This window comes from Corallococcus sp. NCSPR001 (genome assembly GCF_017309135.1).
In the GTDB taxonomy this organism is placed as follows: Bacteria; Myxococcota; Myxococcia; order Myxococcales; family Myxococcaceae; genus Corallococcus.
In genome coordinates, this window is sequence record NZ_JAFIMS010000002.1 from 6,968,923 (window position 1) to 6,992,464 (window position 23,542).

Genomic DNA, 23,542 nt, shown 5'->3' on the forward strand with positions numbered 1-23,542 from the left:
GGAATAATCTCACCCATATGAATTTGACCCACCCTCGCGCTTCTTCGGGAAGAGCGGCGCAGGGAGTCATTCCGGCACCAGCAACACGCCCGAGTTTCGGTGAGCGCCACTGTCCCTGGTGGTGCTCGTACGCAGTGGCGGCCCCCAGTGCGGAGTACACGAGATGAGCCACGAGCTGTCGAAGCGGATCGCCAACCTGTCACCGGAGAAGCGCGCCGAGTTGCTCAAGAAGGTGGCCGCGCAGAAGGCCAGCGCGGGCAACTCCGCCCAAAGCCTCATCCCGGTGCAGGACCGCTCGCGGCCCTTGCCCCTGTCCTTCGCCCAGCAGCGCCTCTGGTTCATTGATCAGCTCCAGCCCGGCACGTCCCTCTTCAACGTGCCCATGGCGGTGCGCCTGGAGGGTGCACTCGACGTGGCCGTGCTGGAGCGCGCGCTGCGCGAAGTGGTGCGCCGTCATGAAGTGCTGCGCACCACCTTCCGCGAGGACGCGTCCGGCCCCGTGCAGGTGGTGTCGCCTGAGCCCGTGCTCACCCTGGAGCGCAAGGCGCTCACGGGCTCGCCGCCGGAGGACGTGTGGCGTCTGGCGCGTGAGGAGGCCGCGCGGCCCTTCGACCTCGCGAAGGGCCCGCTGCTGCGCGCGCTGCTACTGACGTCGGCACCGGCAGAGCATCTGCTCGTCGTGGTGGTGCACCACATCATCTCCGACGGCTGGTCCATGACGCTGCTGGTGCGCGAGGTGGCGCTCCTCTACGGGGCCTTCGCGCGAGGCCAGGCAGCGCCCCTGCCGCCGCTGGGCATCCAGTACGCGGACTTCGGCGTCTGGCAGCGCGAGTGGATGCAGGGCCCCCGGCTGGAGAAGCAGCTCGACTACTGGAAGCGTCAGTTGGCTGAAGTGCCTTCCGCGCTGGAGCTGCCCACCGACTTCCCCCGCCCCACGACGCGAGATGGCCGAGGCGCCCGGCATGACGTGCTGCTGCCGCGCGAGTTGACGGACGCACTCAAGGCCCTGGCGCAGCAGGAAGGCGCCTCCCTCTACATGGCGCTGCTGACGGGCTGGCAGATGCTGATGGCCCGCTACTCCGGCCAGGAGGACGTCACCGTCGGCTCTCCCATGGCGGGCCGCACACGCGGCGAGGTGGAGGGCCTCATCGGCCTCTTCGTCAACGCCCAGGTGCTTCGCACCCGCGTGACTGGCACGGCTTCATTCCGCACCCTGCTGCGTCAGGTGCGGGAGACGGTGCTCGGTGCCCAGGAGCACCAGGAGCTTCCCATCGAGCGACTCGTGGAGGAGTTGAAGCCCGAGCGCATCCCGGGGCGCACTCCCTTCTTCCAGGTGATGCTCACCTACCAGGCCTCCTTCCGCGGCGCCGCCACCGTCGAGGGCGTCAAGCTGGAAGCCCTGGAGCTCGATACCTTCTCCGCCAAGTTCGACCTCACCCTCCAGGTGCTGGAGACGGATGCCGGCCTCAAGGGCTATCTCGAATACACCACCGACATCTTCACCGCCTCCACCGCCGCTCGCATGGCCGAGCACCTGCGCGTGCTCCTGCAGGAAGCCGTCGCGAAGCCGGATCAGCGCGTGTCGTCGCTGCAGTTGCTCGCGGGGGATGAGCGCCAGCAGATGCTGGTGGAGTGGAACGCCACGCGGGCGCCGTTCCCCGAGGCGTGCATGCACTCGCTCTTCGAGGCGCAGGTGCGCCGCGCTCCGGACGCGGTGGCCGCGGTCTTCGAGGGGGCCCAGCTGACGTACGCGCAACTGGACGCGCGCGCCAATCAGCTTGCCCATGCCCTGCGCCGCCGTGGCGTGGGCCCGGAGGTCCGCGTCGCCCTCAGTGTTGAGCGCTCCCTCGACGTCGTCATCGGCCTGCTCGGCATCCTGAAAGCCGGTGGCGCCTGGGTGCCCGTGGATCCGCTGCTGCCGCGCGAGCGCCTGGCCTTCATGCTGGAGGACAGCGAGGCCCAGGTGCTCGTCACCCAGCAGCCCCTGGTGGACCGCTTCCCGGAAGCACTGCATGCCCGCGTCCTCTGCCTGGATACGGAGCGCCAGTCCCTGGCGCAGGAGCCAACGGATGCGCCAGTGACAGGCGTGACGCCCGCGAACATGGCGTACCTGCTCTACACCTCGGGCAGCACCGGGACGCCCAAGGGCACGGCGGTGGAGCACCGCAGCGTCGCCAACCTCGTCACCCACGAAGCGGTGGCGTACGGCATCGGCCCCGGCAGCCGGGTGCTTCAGTTCGCGAGCCTCAGCTTCGACCTCTCCGTGGAGGAGATTTTCACCACCCTCTGCAACGGCGCCACGCTGGTGCTGGCCCCGTTGGAGAAGCTGATGCCGGGCGCGCCTCTGCCCGTGCTGCTGCGTGAGCAGGAGCTGAGCGTCGTCAGCCTCACCCCCGCGGCCCTGGCGGCCACGTCCTCCGAGGGCCTGCCCAAGGTACGCACCGTCATCTCCGGCGGCGAAGCCCTGCCCGCGGACGTCGTCGCGCGCTGGGCTCCGGGACGGCGCCTGCTCAATACCTACGGCCCCACCGAAGCCACCGTCATCGCCACCTTTGGTGAGGTGGTGGCGGATGGAGAAGTGCCTTCCATCGGCAAGCCGCTGGCGAACGCATGCGTCTACGTGCTGGACCCGCACGGGCAGCCGGTGCCCGTGGGTGTGCGCGGTGAGTTGCACATCGGTGGCGTGGGCGTCGCGCGCGGGTACGCGGGACGGCCGGGCCTCACCGCAGAGCGATTCATCCCTGACGCGTTCTCCACCACTCCGGGCGCCCGTCTCTACCGCACGGGCGACGTGGTGCGCTGGCGCGCGGATGGCCAGTTGGACTTCGTTGGCCGCATCGATGCCCAGGTAAAGGTCCGCGGCTTCCGCATCGAGCTGGGCGAAGTTGAGAACACCCTGCGCGCCGCCCCTGCCGTGAAGGACGCCGTCGTGCTCGCCCGCGAGGATGCTCCGGGCGACAAGCGCCTCGTCGCCTACGTCGTCGGCGAAGCCCTCGACGTCACGGCCCTGCGCGCCCACCTGAAGCAGCACCTGCCCGAGTACATGGTGCCCGCCGCCTTCGTCTCCTTGGAGGCGCTGCCGCTCACCTCCAACGGCAAGGTGGACCGCAAGGCCCTTCCCGCTCCGGATGCGGGCTCACTCCGCGCGTCACACGCCTACGAGGCCCCAGCCACTCCGCTGGAGGAGAAGCTCGCGGCGCTCTGGAGCGAAGTGCTTCGCGTCCCCACCGTGGGCCGCACCGACAACTTCTTTGAGCTGGGTGGACACTCCCTGCTCGCCACGCAACTGGTGGCCCGCGTGCGCGTGGCGCTCGACATGGAGCTGCCGCTCCGCGCCCTCTTCGAAGCCCCCACCATCGCCGCACTGGCTGAACGCCTCCAGCGCGCCGCGACCGGCACGCGCCTGCCCTCCCTGACGCGCACGCGCACCGAAGGCCCGCAGCCGCTCTCCTTCGCCCAGCAGCGTCTCTGGTTCCTGGACCAACTGGCGCCGGACGACGCCTCCTACAACCTCCCCGTCACACTACGCCTCCTGGGCCGACTGGACGTGGAAGCCCTACGCCGCGCGTTCGAGGCGCTCGTGGCGCGCCATGAAGCCCTGCGCACCACCTTCTTCGAAGAGGAGGGCCAGCCCTTCCAGCGCATCCATCCTCCGGCCGAGTGGGTCCTTCCCATGGAGGATCTGTCGGGAGTGGACGAGTCCGCGCGTGACGCCGAGACGCTGCGGCGAGCCACCCGAGAGGCCCGGCAGCCCTTCAACCTCGTCCGTGGGCCACTGCTGCGCACCTCGCTCCTGCGGCTGGCCGAGGAGACGCACGTCCTCCTCGTGACGATGCACCACATCGTCTCCGACGGTTGGTCCATGGGCGTCCTCATCCGCGAACTGGCGAGCCTCTATGAGTCCTTCAGTGGCGGCCGGGCTCCTTCGCTGCCGCCGCTGCCGGTGCAGTACGCGGACTTCGCCGTGTGGCAGCGGCAGTGGCTCCAGGGCGAAGCGCTGGAGTCCCAGCTCGGCTACTGGAAGCGCCAGTTGGCCGGTGCCCCCGCCGCGCTGGAGCTGCCCACCGACCGTCCGCGTCCGGCCGTGCAGTCCCGCCGCGGCGCCACGGTGCCCGTGCACTTCCCCTCGCAGCTGACGGACTCCCTGCGAAGCCTCGCCCAGCGTGAAGGCGCCACGCCCTTCATGCTGCTGCTCTCCGCCTTCCAGTTGCTGCTTTCGCGCTACTCCGGCCAGGACGACATCTCCGTCGGCTCTCCCATCGCCGGCCGCACCCACGCCGAAGCCGAAAGCCTCATCGGCTTCTTCGTCAATACGCTCGTCCTGCGCGCCCACGTGCGCCCGGAGGACTCCTTCCGCCAGTTGCTCTCCCAGGTGAAGGCCACCACCCTCGCCGCCTACGAGCACCAGCACGTCCCCTTCGAGAAGCTGGTGGAGGTCCTCCAGCCCTCGCGCGACTTGAGCCGCAGCCCTCTCTTTCAAGTCATGCTCGTCCTGCAGAACGCACCCGCCGAAGCGCTGCGCGTGCCGGGCCTGGCCTTCCAGCCCATTCCTCTGGAGGGCAACTCCTCCCGCTTTGATTTGGCCCTCACCCTCTTCGAGGTGCCCCAGGGCCTCACCGGCTTCCTCGAGTACAGCTCCGACCTCTTCGACGCCTCCACCGCCCAGCGCCTCATGGGCCACTTCGGCGTCCTCCTCTCCTCTCTCGCTGCCCAGCCGGATGCGCGTGTGTCCTCGCTGGAGGTGATGACGGCGGAGGAGCGCAAGCAGCTCCTCGTCGAGTGGAATGAGACGGACGTCGCCTTCCCCCGCGACACCTGCATCCACCATGTCGTCGCGGAGCACGCCCGTCGCGCTCCGGACGCTGTCGCCGTGCGCATGGGGGAGCGAAGCGTCACCTACGCAGGACTCGATGCCTGGGCGCATGGCCTAGCCGTCCAGTTGCACGCGGCCGGTGTCGCCCGGGGCAGCCGCGTCGCCGTCCTCGCGGAGCGTTCTCCGGAGCTGGTGGCGGGCCTCCTGGCCACCCTCAAGGTGGGCGCCGCCTACGTCCCCATTGCGCCCGGTGTTCCGCCGGAGCGACTGGCCTTCATGCTGGAGGACTGCGGCGCTTCGGTCCTCCTTACCCAGCAGCACCTGCGCGACTCGCTGCCCTCCCTCTCTTCGCGCGTCCTCTCGCTTGAGGTGGAGACGGGTGCAACGCGGCAGCCGCTGCCGGTGACGTCCGTGGGCCCGGAGGACCTGGCCTACGTCATCTACACCTCCGGCAGCACCGGCCGTCCCAAGGGCGTCGCCGTCCACCACCGCGCGTTGATGAACCTCGTCTCCTGGCACCAGCGCACCTACTCGCTGACGCCCCAGGACTCCACCGCCCTCACCGCGGGCGTCGCCTTCGACGCTTCCACCTGGGAGGTGTGGCCCTCGCTGGCCTCCGGCGCCAGCCTCGTCGTCCCTCCCGACGCCGTGCGTGCCGAGCCCTCCCTTCTGCTTCAGTGGCTGGCCCGCGAAGCCATCACCACCTGCTTCATGCCCACGCCTCTGGCCGAGGCCGTGCTGCGTGAAGAGTGGCCCCGCCCCATGGCCCTGCGTGCCCTGCTGACGGGCGGAGACGCCCTCCACCACGGTCCGCCGCCCTCAGTCCCCGCCACCCTCTTCAACCACTACGGCCCCACCGAGAGCACCGTCGTCGCCACCTTCACCCCTGTCGTGCACGACGACGGTACGCGGCCTCCCATCGGCCGCCCCATCGCCAACACCCGCACCTACGTCCTCGACGCTCGACTCCAGCCGGTGCCCGTGGGCGTCCCCGGTGAGCTCTTCCTCGCCAGTGAAGGCCTCGCCTGGGGATACCTGGGCCAGCCGGCGCTGAGCGCCGAGCGCTTCATCCCGCACCCCTTCTCCTCCACGCCGGGTGCCCGCCTCTACCGCACCGGTGACGTCGTGCGCTGGCGAGCGGATGGCCAGTTGGACTACCTCCAGCGGCTCGACTTCCAGGTGAAGGTGCGCGGCTTCCGCATCGAGTTGGGCGAAATCGAAGCCTCCCTCCTCGCTCACGCCTCCGTGCACGAGGCCGTCGTCCTCGCCCGTGAGGACGTCCCCGGTGACAAGCGGCTCGTCGCCTACGTCGTGCCCGCCCAGGGCCAGCAGTGGGACACCTCGGCGGTGCGCACGTTCATCAAGGAGCGGCTGCCCGAGTACATGGTGCCCTCCGCCTTCGTCCCCCTGGCGGCACTGCCCCTGACTTCCAACGGGAAGGTGGACCGCAAGGCCCTTCCCGTCCCGGACGCCTCGCCGCTCGCGGACTTCGTCGGCCCGCGCAATCCCACCGAGGAGAAGCTCGCGGACGTCTTCGCCCAGGTCCTGCGCGTGGAGCGCGTGGGCATCCACGACGACTTCTTCTCTCTCGGTGGCCACTCGCTGTTGGCCACCCAGCTCATGTCCCGGGTCCGCGCCACCTTCCGGCGCGAGCTGCCCGTGCGCGCGCTGTTCGAGGCCCCCACCGTGGCGGGCCTTGCCCTGCGCATCGACGCCGCCCACGCCTCCGCGGTGCAGCCGCCTCCGAGCATTCCCAGGGTGCGCGCCACCACCGCACCCCTCTCCTTCGCGCAGCAGCGACTCTGGTTCCTGGATCAGCTCACCCCGGGAGATGCGTCCTACAACATCTTCAGCGCGCTGAGCTTGAAGGGCCACGTGGATGTGGAGTCCCTGCGCCGGGCCTTCGAGGCACTCGTCGCCCGTCACGAAGCCCTGCGCACCACCTTCCGCGAGCACGAGGGTCAGGCCCTCCAATCCATCCACCCTCCAGTCGCGTGGACCCTGCCGCTGCATGACGTGTCCGCCCTGCCGGCGGCGCAGCGCGAAGCCGAAGCGCGACGCCTCGTCACCGAGGACGCCCGCCATCCATTCCAACTGGAGGACGGGCCGCTCCTTCGCACCGCCCTCGTGCGCCTGGGCGCGGACGAGCACCTGCTGCTGGTGACGATGCATCACATCGTCTCCGACGGCTGGTCCATGGGCGTCCTCGTCCGTGAGCTGGTGGCCTTCTACGAAGCCTTCCATGCGGGCCGCGGCCCCTCGCTCGCGCCACTGCCGATGCAGTACGCGGACTTCTCGACCTGGCAGCGCCAGTGGCTCCAGGGCGAGACGTTGGAGACGCACCTCGGGTACTGGAAGCAGCAGCTCGTGGGTGCACCGGTCGCGCTGGAGCTGCCCACGGACCGCCCGCGCCCGCCCGTGCAGTCCCACCGGGGCGCCACGGTGGACGTGCGCATCCCTTCGGAGATCGCCCAACGGCTCAAGGCACTGGCGGGACGCGAGGGCGCCACGCCGTTCATGGTGCTGCTGGCCGCCTTCCAGGTGCTCCTCTCGCGCTACGCCGCGCAGGACGACGTCAGCGTGGGAACGCCCATCGCGGGCCGCACGCAGGCGGAGACCGAGGGCCTCATCGGCTTCTTCGTCAACACGCTCGTCCTGCGGGCCCACGTCGAACCGAAGGCGACCTTCCGCGAGCTGCTCGCCCAGCTACGAGGCACGACGCTCACGGCCTACGAGCACCAGCACGTGCCGTTCGAGAAGCTGGTGGAGGTCCTCCAGCCCGTCAGGGACACGAGCCGCAGTCCGCTCTTCCAGGTGATGTTCGTCCTGCAGAACACGCCCACCGAGGCGCTCCAGCTCCCGGGCCTCTCCCTGCGGCCCCTGCCCCTGGAGACACACTTCGCGAAGTTCGATCTCACGCTCTCCTTGCAGGAGGTCCAGGAGGGACTGGTCGGCACGCTGGAGTACGCGACGGACCTGTTCGACGCGGCGACCATTCAGCGCATGGCCGGGCACTTCGGAGTCCTGCTGAAAACCATCGCGACGAAGCCCGAGTCACGGCTCGGAGGCCTGCCGCTGCTCACGGATGCCGAGCGTCAGCAACTCCTCGTCGAGTGGCATCCGCCTGCCTCGCAGGTGCAACACGAGCCCAGCATCCCCGCGATGGTGGAAGCCCAGGTGCGTCGCACGCCGGACGCGCTGGCCATCATCACGCCCGAGCGGCAGTTGACGTACCGGGAGCTGGACGCGAAGGCCAACCAGCTCGCCCACCGGCTGCGAGGCCTGGGCGTCGGCCCCGAAGTCCGTGTCGGTCTCTGCGTTGAACGTACTGAAGACCTCATCATCGGAGCGCTCGGCATCCTCAAGGCCGGTGGCGCCTACGTGCCGCTGGATCCCAGCTACCCGCGTGAGCGCCTGGGTTGGCTGCTGGAGGACGCGCAGGGCCCGGCCCTTGTCGCCCACTCGCATCTGCTTTCGGCGCTGCCCGAAACCACCGCCACGCCGGTGTGCCTCGACTCGGACGTGGAGCTGGCCAAGCAGCCGACGACGGCGCCCGTGGTGGACATCCACCCCGGTCATCTCGCCTACCTCATCTACACCTCGGGCTCCACGGGCCGTCCCAAGGGCGTCGCCATCGCCCACGGCAACGCTGTCTCCTTCCTCCACTGGGCTCTCTCCACCTTCGCCCCAGAGGAGTTGAAGGGAACGCTCGCCGCGACGAGCCTCAACTTCGACCTCTCCGTCTTCGAGCTCTTCGCCCCGTTGAGCAGCGGTGGCGCGGTGGTGATGGCACGGAACGCCTTGCACCTGGCGGAGCTGCCTACGGCGTCTCACGTCACCCTGGTCAACACGGTGCCCTCCGCCATGGCGCAGCTTCTGCGCCTGGGCGCGGTGCCGCCCTCCGTGCGTGTCATCAACCTCGCGGGCGAAGCCCTGCCGGAGACACTCGCGAAGCAGGTCTATGCGGTGCCGACGGTTGAGAAGCTCTTCAACCTCTACGGCCCGTCCGAGGACACCACCTACTCCACGGCCTCCCTCGTCGGCCGTGACGAGGTGCCTCTCATCGGCAGGCCCCTGCCCGCAACGCGCGCCTACGTGCTGGACGCTTCGCTGCAACCGGTGCCTGTGGGCGTGGCAGGCGAACTGTACCTCGCGGGTGAAGGCCAGGCGCGTGGATACCTGCTGCGTCCGGAGCTCACGGCGGAGCGCTTCCTGCCGGAGCCCTACGGTCCTCCCGGTGGCCGCATGTACCGCACGGGCGACCGCGTCCGGTACCGCCTCGACGGGCGCCTGGAGTACCTCGGCCGCATCGACTTCCAGGTGAAGGTGCGCGGCTTCCGCATCGAGCTGGGCGAAATCGAAGCCGCTCTCCGCCGCGCTCCGGGCCTCAAGGACGCGGTCGTCGTCGCCAGGGGTGAAGCCGCCGACAAGCGCCTCGTCACTTACGTCACTGCTCGCGAGGGCCACTCACTCGACTCCGAGGCACTCAAGGCCCACCTCCGGCAGCAGCTGCCCGAGTACATGGTCCCCTCAGCGGTCCTCGTCCTCGACGCCCTGCCCCTCAACTCCAACGGCAAGGTCGACCGCAAGGCCCTGCCCGAGCTGGGAAACCTCGCGCGCTCGTCCGACTTCATCGCGCCACGGACCGACACCGAGGAGCAGCTCGCAGCCCTCTTCGCCGAAGTCCTCCGCGTGGAGCGCGTGGGCATCCGGGACGACTTCTTCGCCCTCGGCGGCCACTCCCTGCTGGCCACGCAACTCGTCTCGCGCGTGCGCGCGACCTTCAGCCTGGAAATGCCGCTGCGGGTGTTCTTCGAAGCGCCCACCGTGGAGGCGCTCGCGACGAAGCTCGTCGGCGCTCAGCGCTCCGAGCACCGCCTGCCGCCACTGCGGCCTTCCTCGAATGAGGGCGACCTGCCGCTCTCGTTCGCGCAGCAGCGGCTCTGGTTCCTGGCTCAGCTCACCCCGGGTGACGCGTCGTACAACATCCCCACGGCGCTGCGGCTGACGGGCCACGTGGACGTGGAGTCCCTGCGCCGCGCCTTCGAAGCGCTGGTCGCCCGCCACGAAGTCCTGCGCACCACCTTCCGGGAAAATCAGGGCCAGGCCACCCAGCGGATCCACGCGCCCGGAGCCTGGGCCCTGCCGCTCATCGACGTGTCCAGCCTGCCGGAAGCACAGCGCGAGTCCGAGGCCCAGCGCCGGGTCGCGGAGGATGCCCGGCAGCCGTTCCACCTGGAGCGCGGACCGCTCCTGCGCACGGCCCTCGTGCGACTGGGTGAGGAGGAGCACCTGCTGCTGGTGACGATGCATCACATCGTCTCCGACGGCTGGTCCATGGGCGTCCTCGTGCGCGAGCTCGTGACGTTCTACGCGGCCTTCACCCAGGGCACCGCGCCGGCCCTCAGCCCCCTGCCGCTGCAGTACGCGGACTTCGCGGCGTGGCAGCGCCAGTGGCTCCAGGGCGAAACACTCGACGCGCAGCTGGGGTACTGGAAGCAGAAGCTCTCTGGAGCGCCCGCCGCGCTGGAGGTGCTGACGGATCATCCGCGTCCGTCCGTTCAATCCCACGCGGGCGCGGCCCTCTCCGTCCAGCTTCCGCCCGAGACCTCCCAGGCGCTCAAGGCGCTGGCCAGGCGTGAAGGGGCCACGCCCTTCATGGCGCTGCTCGCGGGCTTCCAGCTCCTCCTGTCGCGCTACGCGGGCCAGGACGACATCAGCGTGGGCACGCCCATCGCGGGCCGCACGCAGGCAGAGACCGAAGGCCTCATCGGCTTCTTCGTCAACACGCTCGTCCTGCGCGCCCAGGTCGAACCGAAGGCCACCTTCCGAGAGCTGCTCGCGCAGGTGCGGGGCACGACGCTCGCGGCCTACGAGCATCAGCACGTGCCCTTCGAGAAGCTGGTGGAGGTCCTCCAGCCCGTCCGGGACACGAGCCGCAGCCCGCTCTTCCAGGTGATGTTCGCCCTGCAGAACGCGCCCACCGAGGACCTGCGAGTCCCCGGCCTCACCTTCCAGCAGGTGGCGTCCAACGCGCGCTCCGCCAAGTTCGACCTCACCCTGACGCTTCAGGATTCGGGCCAGGGTTTCGTGGGCTGGCTGGAGTACAGCACCGCGCTCTTCGAGCGGAGCACCGTTGAGCGGATGATCCACCATCTGCGCACGCTGCTGGAGGCCGTGGCCGCTCAGCCCGAACGGGCCCTGTCCGAGCTGCCGCTGCTCTCCCGCGAGGAGCGCCAGCGCATCCTCGTGGACTGGAACGACACCACCGTCGCCAGCCCCATGGACGTCCCGGTCCACGTTCACTTCTCCCAGCAGGCACAGCGCACGCCCGACGCGGTGGCCCTGGTGCTGGGGGAGGCGACGCTGACGTACGCCCGGCTCGAAGCCCGCGCCAACCAGCTCGCCCATCACCTGCGCGCCCTGGGCATTGTTCCCGGCGCGCGCGTCGGCCTGGCCCTCGAGCGCTCCTTCGAGATGGTGACGGCGCTCCTCGCCATCCTCAAGGCGGGCGCGGCCTTCGTCCCCGTGGACCGCAATGCGCCCGTGGAGCGCATCGCGATGTTGCTGGAGGACGCGGACGTGGACGTGGTGGTCACGCACCAGCCCTTCGCATCCAGGCTGCCGGCCTCCGGCACCCGCGTCTGGCTGGACACGCAGCAGGACGCCCTGGCCGGGCTGCCCACGCACGCGCCCGACGTCTCCGTGGAGGGCGAGTCCCTGGCCTACGTGATGTTCACCTCGGGCTCCACGGGCCGCCCCAAGGGCGTCAGCGTTCCCCACCGCGGCATCACCCGCCTGGTGCTCGGCAGCACCTTCATGCATTTCGGGCCCGACGAGGTGTGGCTGCAGATCGCGCCCATCGCCTTCGATGCCTCCACCCTGGAGCTCTGGGGCGCGCTGCTGCACGGCGGGAAGCTCGTCCTCGCGCCGCCCCATGCCCTGTCGCTGGAAGAACTGGCGGATCAACTGCGTCGCCACCGCGTGACGGCGCTGTTCATCACGACCGCGCTGTTCGAGCAGATGGTCCTCCACCAGGGCGAAGCCCTTGCGAACGTGCGCCAGGTCCTCACGGGTGGAGACCTGATGCCCTGGTCGCGACTGCGCGACCACCTCCCCCGCCTCGCCGAGGGCGCGACGCTGTTCCACGCCTACGGACCGACGGAGAACACGACGTTCTCCACCACGCTGCCGTTGCACCGCGACACGCGCGTGGACGGGCCGGTCCCCATCGGCCGGCCCATCCCGAACGCCACGGCCTATGTGTTCGACGCGCACCTGCACCCGGTCCCCGTGGGCGTCGCGGGCGAGGTGTACGTCGGTGGCCCGGGCCTCGCGTGGGGCTACCTGCACCGCCCGGACCTGACCGCGGAGCGCTTCGTCCCCCACCCCTTCGCCACCACTCCGGGCGAGCGTCTCTACCGCACGGGTGACAAGGCCCGCTGGCTGGAGGACGGCACGCTCGACTTCCTGGGCCGCGTCGACTTCCAGGTGAAGGTGCGCGGCTTCCGCATCGAGCTGGGCGAAATCGAATCCGCCCTGCGCGCCTTCCCGGGCGTCAACGAGGCCGTCGTCGTGGCCCGGGGCGCGGACGCGGACAAGCGCCTCATCGGCTACCTCACCGCGCACGAAGGGCACGCGTTGGACATGGAGGCGCTGCGGGTCCACCTGCGGCAGCGGCTGCCAGAGTACATGGTGCCCGCATCGATCCTGGTGCTGGACGCGCTGCCCCTCAACGCCAACGGCAAGGTGGACCGCAAGGCCCTGCCCGAACCGGGAGACGCACCGCGCGCGGCCTCCTACGTCGCGCCGCGCACCGCCACCGAGACCCAGCTCGCGACCCTCTTCGCTGAAGTCCTCCGCGTGGAGCGCGTGGGACTCCAGGACGACTTCTTCGCGCTGGGTGGGCACTCCCTGCTGGCCACCCAGCTCGTCTCGCGCGTGCGCGCCGCGTTCGGCGTGGAGTTGCCGCTACGGGCCCTATTCGGAGCGCCCACGGTCGAAGCCCTCGCGCCGCTGCTCGAGAAGGCCCCGTCCTCCGCGCTTCGTGCTCCGCCGCTGCGGCCCGCGGCCCGCGAAGGGGACATTCCGCTCTCCTTCGCGCAGCAGCGCCTCTGGCTGCTGGATCAACTCCAGCCCGGTGATGCGTCGTACAACATCCCCACGGCGCTGCGGCTGACGGGCCGGGTGGACGCGGACGCGCTGCGAGGCGCCTTCGAAGCGCTGATCGCCCGCCACGAATCCCTGCGCACCACGCTCGCCGCGTCCCAGGAGGCGCCGTCGCAGCGAGTCCACGCGGCAGCGGCATGGGAACTGCCCGTCGTCGACCTGAGCGCGCTGCCCCGGGAGCAGCGCGAGGAAGAAGCCCATCGCATCGTGGCCGAGGAGGCCCGCCGTCCGTTCCGGCTCGCGACGGGACCGCTGCTGCGCGGGCTGCTGGTGCGCCTGGAAGAGGAGGAGCACCTGCTGCTGGTGACCATGCATCACGTCGTCTCCGACGGCTGGTCCATGGGCGTCCTCGTTCGCGAGATGGCGGCCTTCTACGAAGCCTTGAGCACGGGCAGCACGCCGGCCCTCCCGCCGCTGCCGGTGCAGTACGCGGACTTCGCGACGTGGCAGCGCGACTGGCTCCAGGGCGAGGTCCTGGAGGCGCAGCTGGACTACTGGAAGCAGCGGTTGGCTGGAGCACCGGCGGCGCTGGAGCTGCCCACGGACCGGCCGCGTCCGCCCGTGCAGTCGCACCGGGGGGCCACGGTGGACGTGCGGATTCCGGCCCACCTGGTGGAGGCACTCAAGGCCCTTGCCCAGAGGGAAGGCGCCACGCCCTTCATGGTGTTCCTCGCGGCGTTCCAGGTGCTCCTGTCGCGCTACTCGGCGCAGGATGACATCAGCGTGGGTTCGCCCATCGCGGGCCGCACGCAGGCGGAGACCGAGGGCCTCATCGGCTTCTTCGTCAACACCCTGGTCCTGCGCGCCCAGGTGGATCCGCGAGCGACGTTCCGTGAGTTGCTGGTCCAGGTGAGGGGCACGACGCTCACGGCGTACGAGCACCAGCACCTGCCCTTCGAGAAGCTCGTGGAGGCTGTGCAGCCCACGCGCGACCTGAGCCGCAATCCGTTGTTCCAGGCGATGTTCGTCCTGCAGAACATGCCGGGTGAAGAGCTGCGCCTGCCGGGCTTGTCCATGCGGACGCTGCCGTTGGAAACGCGCTTCGCGAAGTTCGATCTCTCCCTGGGACTGAGAGAGGCCCCCACGGGAATGACGGGCACGTTGGAGTACGCGACGGACCTGTTCGACGCGGCGACCATTCAGCGCATGGCTGGGCACTTCGGCGTCTTGCTGGAGGCCATTGCCAAGAAGCCGGACATGAAGCTTGGCGACCTGCCGCTGCTCACCGACACGGAGCGGCAGCAACTCCTCGTCGAGTGGAATCCCCCGGCATCGCAGGCGCCGCGTGAGCCCAGCATCCCCGCGATGGTGGAAGCCCAGGTGCGTCGCACGCCGGACGCGCTGGCCGTCATTACACCGGAGCGGCAGATGACGTACCGGGAGCTGGATACGAAGGCCAACCAGCTCGCCCACCGGCTGCGAAGCCTGGGCGTCGGCCCCGAAGTCCGTGTCGGTCTCTGCGTTGAACGTACTGAAGACCTCATCATCGGAGCGCTCGGCATCCTCAAGGCCGGTGGCGCCTACGTGCCCCTGGACCCCAGCTACCCGCGTGAGCGCCTGGGCTGGCTGCTGGAGGATGCTCAGGGCCCGGCCCTCGTGGCGCATTCGCATCTGCTCTCGGCCCTACCGGAGACCACCGCCACGCCGGTGTGTCTCGACTCGGACGTGGAGCTGGCGAAGCAGCCGACGACGGCGCCCGTGGTGGACATCCACCCCGGCCACCTCGCCTACCTCATCTACACCTCCGGCAGCACCGGCCGCCCCAAGGGCGTCGCCATCTCCCATGGCAACGCTGTCTCCTTCCTCCACTGGGCTCTGGAGACGTTCTCCCCGGAGGAACTGAAGGGAACGCTCGCCGCGACGAGCCTCAACTTCGACCTCTCCGTCTTCGAACTCTTCGCCCCGTTGAGCAGCGGTGGCGCGGTGGTGGTGGCACGGAACGCCCTGCACCTGGCCGAGCTGCCTACGGCGTCCCACGTCACGCTCGTCAACACGGTGCCCTCCGCCATGGCGCAACTGCTGCGCCTGGGTGCGGTGCCGCCCTCCGTGCGTGTCATCAACCTCGCCGGTGAGGCCCTGCCGGAGACGTTGGCGAAGCAGGTCTACGCCGTCCCGACGGTGCAGAAGCTCTACAACCTCTACGGCCCGTCCGAAGACACCACCTACTCCACGGCCTCTCTCGTCGGCCGTGACGAAGTGCCCCTCATTGGCCGTCCCCTGCCCGCGACGCGTGCCTACGTGCTGGACGCTTCACTCCAGCCGGTGCCTGTCGGTGTCGCCGGTGAGCTGTACCTCGCGGGCGAAGGCCAGGCGCGTGGATACCTGCTGCGTCCGGAGCTCACGGCAGAGCGCTTCCTGCCGGAGCCCTACGGTCCTCCCGGTGGCCGCATGTACCGCACGGGCGACCGCGTCCGGTACCGACTCGACGGGCGCCTGGAGTACCTCGGCCGCGTCGACTTCCAGGTGAAGGTGCGCGGCTTCCGCATCGAGCTGGGCGAAATCGAAGCCGCTCTCCGCCGCGCTCCGGGCCTCAAGGACGCGGTCGTCGTCGCGAAGGGTGAGGCCGCCGAGAAACGCCTCGTCGCCTACGTCTCTCCCAAGGCAAGTGCCTCGCTGGAGGTGGAAGCCCTCAAGGCGCATCTGCGTCAGGGACTCCCCGAGTACATGGTGCCTGCCACCTTCGTGGTGCTTGAGGCGCTGCCGCTCAACTCCAACGGCAAGGTGGACCGCAAGGCCCTGCCAGAGCCGGAGGCGCCGCAGTCTGGCAACACCTACGAAGCGCCTCGCACGGAAGCCGAAGCGAAGCTGGCCTCCATCTGGGCCGAGGTCCTCCGTCTGCCGCAGGTGGGCGTGAAGGACTCCTTCTTCGAACTGGGCGGGCACTCGCTGCTGGCCACGCAGGTGGTGTCGCGCGTGCGCGCGGAGTTCGGCGTGGAGCTGCCCCTGCGCGCGCTCTTCGAGTCCTCCACGGTGGAGGCGCTCGCCGGGCGGCTGCAAGGGAGCGCGACCTCCCAGGCGATGAAGCTCACCCGTCTCTCGCCTGACGGCCTGCGGCCTGTGTCCTTCGCGCAGCAGCGCCTGTGGCTGTTGGATCAACTCCACCCCGGGGACGCGTCCTACAACCTCCCGGCCGCGCTCCAGCTCTCCGGGCACCTGGACGCGGAGTCCCTGCGCCGTGCCTTCGAATCACTCGTCCATCGCCACGAGGCCCTGCGCACCACCTTCCACGAACATCAGGGTCAGCCCACGCAGCGAGTCCAGGCTCCGGCTGCATGGACGCTGCCGCTCGTGGACCTCTCTTCGTTGCCCGAAGATGAGCGGCGGAATGAGGCTCGAAGGCTGGCCAATGAAGAAGCGCGACGGCCGTTCGACCTTGCCACGGGGCCGCTGCTGCGCAGCACCCTGGTGCGAATGGGCGGCGACTCGCACCTGCTGCTATTGACGATGCACCACATCGTCTCCGACGGCTGGTCCATGGGCGTCCTCGTCCGGGAGATGGTGGCCTTCTACGAGGCCTTCTCCACGGGCAGCACGCCGACGCTCGCGCCGCTGCCCGTGCAGTACGCGGACTTCGCGACGTTGCAGCGGAATTGGCTCCAGGGAGAGGCCCTGGAGGCGCAGATCCGCTACTGGAAGCAGCAGCTCTCCGGAGCGCCCGCGGCGTTGGAGCTGCCCACCGACCGGCCGCGCCCACCCGTGCCGTCCCACCGTGGCGCCATGGTGGAGGTGCGCATCCCCGAGCCCGTCGCCAGCGCGCTCAAGGCCCTGGCGCAACGAGAAGGCGCCACTGCGTTCATGACGCTGCTGGCGGCATTCCAGGTGCTGCTGTCCCGCTACTCCGCACAAGACGACGTGAGCGTGGGTTCGCCCATCGCGGGCCGCACCCAGGCGGAGACCGAAGGCCTCATCGGCTTCTTCGTCAACACCCTGGTCCTGCGCGCCCAGGTGAATCCGCGCGCGACGTTCCGGGAGCTGTTGGCCCAGGTGCGAGGCACGACCTTCGCGGCGTACGAGCACCAGCATCTGCCGTTCGAGAAGCTCGTCGAAGCCGTGCAGCCCGCACGTGACATGAGCCGCAGCCCGCTCTTCCAGGCCATGTTCGTCCTGCAGAACACGCCCACCGAGCCACTGCGCCTGCCGGGCCTGTCCTTCCAGGCCCTGCCGCTGGAAGCCCACTTCGCCAAGTTCGACCTTTCGCTTGCCCTGCAGGAGGTTCAAGCAGGGCTGGTCGGCACGCTGGAGTACGCAACGGACCTGTTCGACGCGGCGACCATCCAGCGCATGGCGGGCCACTTCGGCGTGCTGCTGGAGGCCATCGCGAAGAAGCCGGACACGAGGCTTGGCGACCTGCCGCTGATTACGGATGAGGAGCGCCGACAGCTCCTCGTTGAGTGGAATCCGGAAGCGGCACTGGCGATTCGTGAGCCCAGCATCCCCGCGATGGTGGAGGCGCAGGTGCGTCTCACGCCGGACGCGATGGCCATCATCACCCCCGAGCGGCAACTGACGTACCGGGAGCTGGACGTGAAGGCGAACCAGCTCGCCCACCGGCTGCGCGGTCTGGGTGTCGGACCCGAAGTCCGCGTCGGCCTCTGCGTTGAACGCACTGAAGACCTCGTCATCGGAGCCCTCGGCATCCTCAAGGCCGGTGGCGCCTACGTGCCCCTGGATCCCAGCTACCCGCGTGAGCGCCTGAGTTGGCTGCTGGAAGATGCCCAGGGCCCGGCCCTCGTGGCGCATTTGCACCTGCTCTCTGCACTGCCCGAGACGTCTGCGATGCCGGTGTGCCTCGACTCGGACGTGGAGTTGGCGAAGCAGCCCACGACGGCTCCGAAGGTGGATATCCACCCGGGACACCTCGCCTACCTCATCTACACCTCCGGCAGCACCGGCCGCCCCAAGGGCGTCGCCATCTCCCACGGCAACGCGGTCTCCTTCCTCCACTGGGCTCTCTCCACCTTCGCCCCAGAGGAGCTGAAGGGAACGCTTGCGGCGACGAGCCTCAACTTCGACCTCTCCGTCTTCGAACTCTTCGCGCCTCTCTCCAGTGGTGGTGCGGTGGTGGTGGCGAAGAACGCCCTGCATCTGGCGGAGCTGCCTACGGCGGCCCACGTCACGCTCGTCAACACCGTGCCCTCCGCCATGGCGCAACTCCTGCGCCTGGGCGCGGTGCCGCCCTCCGTGCGAGTCATCAACCTCGCGGGCGAAGCCCTGCCCGAGACGTTGGCCAAGCAGGTCTACGCCGTCCCGACGGTGCAGAAGCTCTACAACCTCTACGGCCCGTCCGAGGACACCACCTACTCCACGGCCTCTCTCGTCGGCCGTAACGAAGTGCCTCTCATCGGCAGGCCCCTACCCGCGACGCGGGCCTATGTGCTGGATGCCGCGTTGCAGCCTGTGCCCTTGGGCGTGGCGGGCGAGCTGTACCTCGCCGGCGAAGGCCAGGCGCGCGGCTACCTGATGCGTCCGGAACTCACCGCGGAGCGCTTCGTGCCGGAGCCCTACGGTCCTCCGGGCGGCCGCATGTACCGCACGGGCGACCGCGTCCGGTATCGCCCCGACGGGCGCCTGGAGTACCTGGGCCGCGTCGACTTCCAGGTGAAGGTGCGTGGTTTCCGCATCGAGCTGGGTGAAATCGAAGCGGCCCTCCGCCGCGCTCCGGGCCTCAAGGACGCCGTTGTCGTTGCCAGGGGTGAAGCCGCTGACAAGCGCCTCGTCGCCTACGTCACGCCCAGGGCCTCCCTGGAAGTGGAAGCCCTCAAGGCCCATCTGCGTCAGGGGCTGCCCGAGTACATGGTGCCCACCGCGTTCGTGGTGCTGGACGCACTGCCCCTCAATGCCAACGGCAAGGTGGACCGCAAGGCCCTGCCGGAGCCGGAGGCACCCCAGTCCGGTAACACCTACGAAGCGCCTCGGACAGAAGCCGAAGCGAAGCTGGCCTCCATCTGGGCCGAGGTCCTCCGTCTGCCCCAGGTGGGCGTGAAGGACTCCTTCTTCGAACTGGGTGGGCACTCACTGCTGGCCACCCAGGTGGTGTCGCGCGTGCGCGCGGAGCTGGGTGTCGAACTGCCCCTACGAGCGCTCTTCGAGTCCCCCACGGTGGAAGCCCTGGCCGCGCGGCTGCACGGGAGCGCGTCGTCGCACGCCCAAAAGCTCACCCGCGTCTCGCATGACGGCCCGCTGCCGTTGTCCTTCGCTCAGCAGCGGCTGTGGCTCCTGGATCAACTCCAGCCGGAGGACGCGTCCTACAACCTCCCGGTTGCACTTCAGCTCTCGGGGCAAGTGGACGTCGAAGCCCTGCGCCGTGCCTTCGAGGCACTCGTCGCCCGTCACGAGGCCCTGCGCACCACCTTCCACGAGCATCAGGGTCAGCCCACGCAGCGGATCCAGGCTCCGGCGGCATGGACGCTGCCGCTCATGGACCTCTCTTCGCTGCCCGAGGATGAGCGGAAGAAGGCGGCTCGGAAGCTGGCCGACGAGGAGGCCCGGCGTCCCTTCCGCCTCGCCACGGGTCCCCTGCTGCGCAGTGCCCTGGTGCGCCTGGAGGAGAATGAGCACCTGCTGCTGGTGACGATGCACCACATCGTCTCCGACGGCTGGTCCATGGGCGTGCTCGTCCGGGAGCTCATCTCGCTGTACGCCGCGTTCCATGACGGCAAGGAGCCCGACCTCACGCCGCTGCCCGTGCAGTACGCGGACTTCGCGGCGTGGCAGCGGAACTGGCTCCAGGGGGAGGCCCTGGAGGCGCAGATCCGCTACTGGAAGCAGCAGCTCTCCGGGGCGCCCGCGGCGTTGGAGCTGCCCACGGACCGGCCGCGTCCGCCCGTGCAGTCCCACCGGGGTGCCACGGTGGACGTTCGCATCCCTGGGAACGTCTCCCGTGCGCTCAAGGCGCTCGCGGGACGCGAGGGGGCTACGCCCTTCATGGTGCTGCTGGCCGCCTTCCAGGTGCTCCTGTCGCGTTACTCGGCGCAGGAAGACATCAGCGTGGGCTCACCCATCGCGGGCCGCACGCAGGCGGAGACCGAAGGCCTCATCGGCTTCTTCGTCAACACCCTGGTCCTGCGTGCCCAGGTGGATCCGCGCGCGACGTTCCGTGAGTTGCTGGTCCAGGTGAGAGGCACGACCTTCGCGGCCTTCGAGCACCAGCATCTGCCCTTCGAAAAGCTCGTCGAAGCCGTGCAGCCCACGCGCGACATGAGCCGCAGCCCGCTCTTCCAGGCCATGTTCGTCCTGCAGAACACGCCTGCGGAGGCACTGCGTCTGCCGGGCCTGTCCTTCCAGGCCCTGCCGCTGGAGGCCCACTTCGCCAAGTTCGATCTCTCCCTGGGCCTGAGTGAAGGGCGGGACGGGTTCACCGGCACGCTGGAGTACGCGACGGACCTGTTCGATGCGGCGTCCATTCAGCGCATGGCCGGGCACTTCGGTGTCTTGCTGGAGGCCATCGCGACGAAGCCCGAGTCACGGCTCGGGGACCTGCCGCTGCTCACCGACACGGAGCGGCAGCAACTCCTCGTCGAGTGGAATCCGCCTGCCTCGCAGGTGCCACACGAGCCCAGCATCCCCGCGATGGTGGAGGCGCAGGTGCGCCGCACGCCGGACGCGCTGGCCGTCATCACACCCGAGCGACAGCTGACGTACCGGGAGCTGGACGCGAAGGCGAATCAGCTCGCCCACCGCCTGCGCGGACTGGGCGTCGGCCCCGAAGTCCGCGTCGGCCTGTGCGTCGAACGCACCGAGGACCTCGTCATCGGAGCGCTCGGCATCCTCAAGGCCGGTGGCGCCTACGTGCCGTTGGATCCCAGCTATCCGCGTGAGCGCCTGGGCTGGCTGCTGGAGGATGCGCAGGGCCCGGCCCTCGTGGCGCATTCGCATCTCTTGCAGGCTCTGCCCGAGACGTCTGCGACGCCTGTGTGCCTCGACTCGGACGTGGAGCTGGCGAAGCAGCCCACGACGGCTCCGAAGGTGGACATCCACCCCGGACACCTCGCCTACCTCATCTACACCTCGGGCAGTACCGGCCGCCCCAAGGGCGTCGCCATCTCCCACGGCAACGCGGTCTCCTTCCTCCACTGGGCATTGGAGACCTTCTCACCGGAGGAGCTGAAGGGAACGCTCGCCGCGACGAGCCTCAACTTCGACCTCTCCGTCTTCGAACTCTTCGCGCCTCTCTCCAGTGGCGGTGCGGTGGTGGTGGCGAAGAACGCCCTGCACCTGGCGGAGCTGCCTACGGCGTCCCACGTCACCCTCGTCAACACGGTGCCCTCCGCCATGGCGCAACTGCTGCGCCTGGGTGCGGTGCCGTCCTCCGTGCGCGTCATCAACCTCGCGGGCGAAGCCCTGCCGGAGACGCTCGCGAAGCAGGTCTACGCGGTGCCCACGGTCGAGAAGCTCTACAACCTCTACGGCCCTTCGGAGGACACCACCTACTCCACGTCCTCGCTCGTCGGCCGTGACGAAGTGCCTCTCATCGGCCGTCCCCTGCCCGCGACTCGCGCCTACGTACTGGACGCTTCACTCCAGCCGGTGCCTGTCGGTGTCGCCGGTGAGCTGTACCTCGCGGGTGAAGGCCAGGCGCGTGGATACCTGCTGCGTCCGGAACTGACGGCCGAGCGCTTCCTGCCGGAGCCCTACGGTCCTCCCGGTGGCCGCATGTACCGCACGGGCGACCGCGTCCGGTACCGCCTCGACGGGCGGCTGGAATACCTGGGCCGCGTCGACTTCCAGGTGAAGGTGCGCGGCTTCCGCATCGAACTGGGCGAAATCGAAGCGGCCCTCCGCCGCGCTCCGGGCATCAAGGACGTCGTCGTTGTCGCGAAGGGTGAAGCCGCCGACAAGCGCCTCGTCGCCTACGTCACCGCTCGCGAAGGGCACTCGCTCGACTCCGAGGCACTCAAGGCTCATCTCCGGCAGCAATTGCCCGAATACATGGTGCCCTCCGCGGTCCTCGTCCTCGACGCCCTGCCCCTCAACTCCAACGGCAAGGTCGACCGCAAGGCCCTGCCCGAACCCGATGCCCACGCCATCGAGGCCCGGGATTTCATCGCGCCCCGCGACGCGCTCGAAATGCAGCTCGCCCGCATCTGGGAGGACGTCCTCGGCGTCCGCTCCGTCGGCGTCCGCTCCAGCTTCTTCGAGTTGGGCGGCCACTCCCTGCTCGCCGTGCGCATGCTCGCGTCCATCCGTGAGCGGCTCGGGCTCAGCCTTCCTCTCTCCGTCCTCTTCCAGCAGCCCACCGTCGAGCAGCTCGCGCAGGTGCTCCGCGACGACTCGCAGGCCTGGACGCCCCTCGTTCCCCTGGAGCGCGGAGAGCCTGGACAGCGGCCCCTCTTCCTCGTCCATCCCGGCGGCGGCAACGTCCTGGCCTACTCGGAGCTGGCGCGCAGGCTGGGGCCCTCACTGCCCGTCTTCGGCCTCCAGTCACGCGGCCTCGACGGACGGCCCGTCGCTGAATCCATCGAGGAGATGGCCAGCCTCTACATCGAAGCCATCCGCACCGTGCAGCCGCGCGGTCCCTATCAGTTGGGAGGCTGGTCGCTCGGCGGCGTCATCGCCTACGAGATGGCCCGCCGCCTGCGCGAGGCGGGCGAAGCCGTGGATGTGCTCGCACTCATCGACGCCCACGTGCCCGGCATCACGCCGCCTTCCGAAACAGAACCCCACTTCTCTTCCGAAGCCCGAGTCCGGATCGCCTTCGCGCAGACGACGGCCACCGCCTTCGGTCAGGAACTCTCCGTCTCGGACGAGGCACTGGCACAAGGCAACGACGACGCGATGCTGGACCACCTGCTCCAGCAAGGAGTCCGCGCACGCATCCTCGACGCGCACTCCGGGGCCGCTCAACTGCGCGCCCTCTTCCGCGTCTTCCAGGCCAACCTCTTCGCGCAGGAGAAGTACGTGCCCCGGCCGTACGACGGCGCCGCCCTGCTGCTGAGCGCCAGCGAGGCCGCGACCGAGCTCCCACGTCACCGCGGCTGGGAGCCCCTCGTCCGTGGTGGCCTGGAGGTGCACGACGTCCCCGGCAGCCATCATGAGCTGCTGCAGGACCCGCACCTCGAATCCATCGTGGAGAGACTGCGTCTGATCCTCGCCCGTGCGTCGAGCAGCGAGTCGGGCGCGCCCACGGGAAGCTGAACTCCGTCCGCCCCGCGCCAGCCTGTCCAGGCGCGGGGCTTCAGCTCCAGGAAGCCAGGCACTCCGCACGGATCACGCCGCCGGGTTCATGGGTGGCCCCGGTCTCGCGGAGCCGCCGAACCTGAGATCCGGCTTTTGCGGTCGAGTGGGCACACCGACGTCAGAGCGCCCTCCTATGGTGGGGGCTGTAAGCACAGGGATTTATTCGTCCCCCGGTTGTGCCGCAGGAGCGCCGTGTCGGCTTCATGACACGTCATGTCGTTACGGAATAATGTAACCACCGCGAATTTGCCCATCGCCGCGCTTCCCCCGTGAGCGCGGTCCAGAACGGCAATCCAGCGTCAGCAGCAGTCTGAGGTCTCACGGGTGCCACCCTTGCGGGTAGCGCTCGTGCGCAATGGCATCCCCCAGTGCGGAGTACACGAG

At 69.5% G+C, this 23,542-nt stretch carries 1 protein-coding gene; it reads left to right on the forward strand.

Features of this window, described 5'->3' with window-relative positions:
* The first annotated feature begins 163 nt into the window (after window positions 1–163).
* A complete protein-coding gene (locus JYJ93_RS29950; protein ID WP_206797987.1) occupies window positions 164–23,116 on the forward strand; it encodes a non-ribosomal peptide synthetase in 22,953 nt (7,650 codons plus the stop codon).
* Window positions 23,117–23,542 lie beyond the last annotated feature (426 nt).

Excerpts from the sequence above, each read along its gene's own strand:
- JYJ93_RS29950 (WP_206797987.1), top strand. The coding sequence starts at position 164 with ATGAGCCACGAGCTGTCGAAGCGGATCGCCAACCTGTCACCGGAGAAG.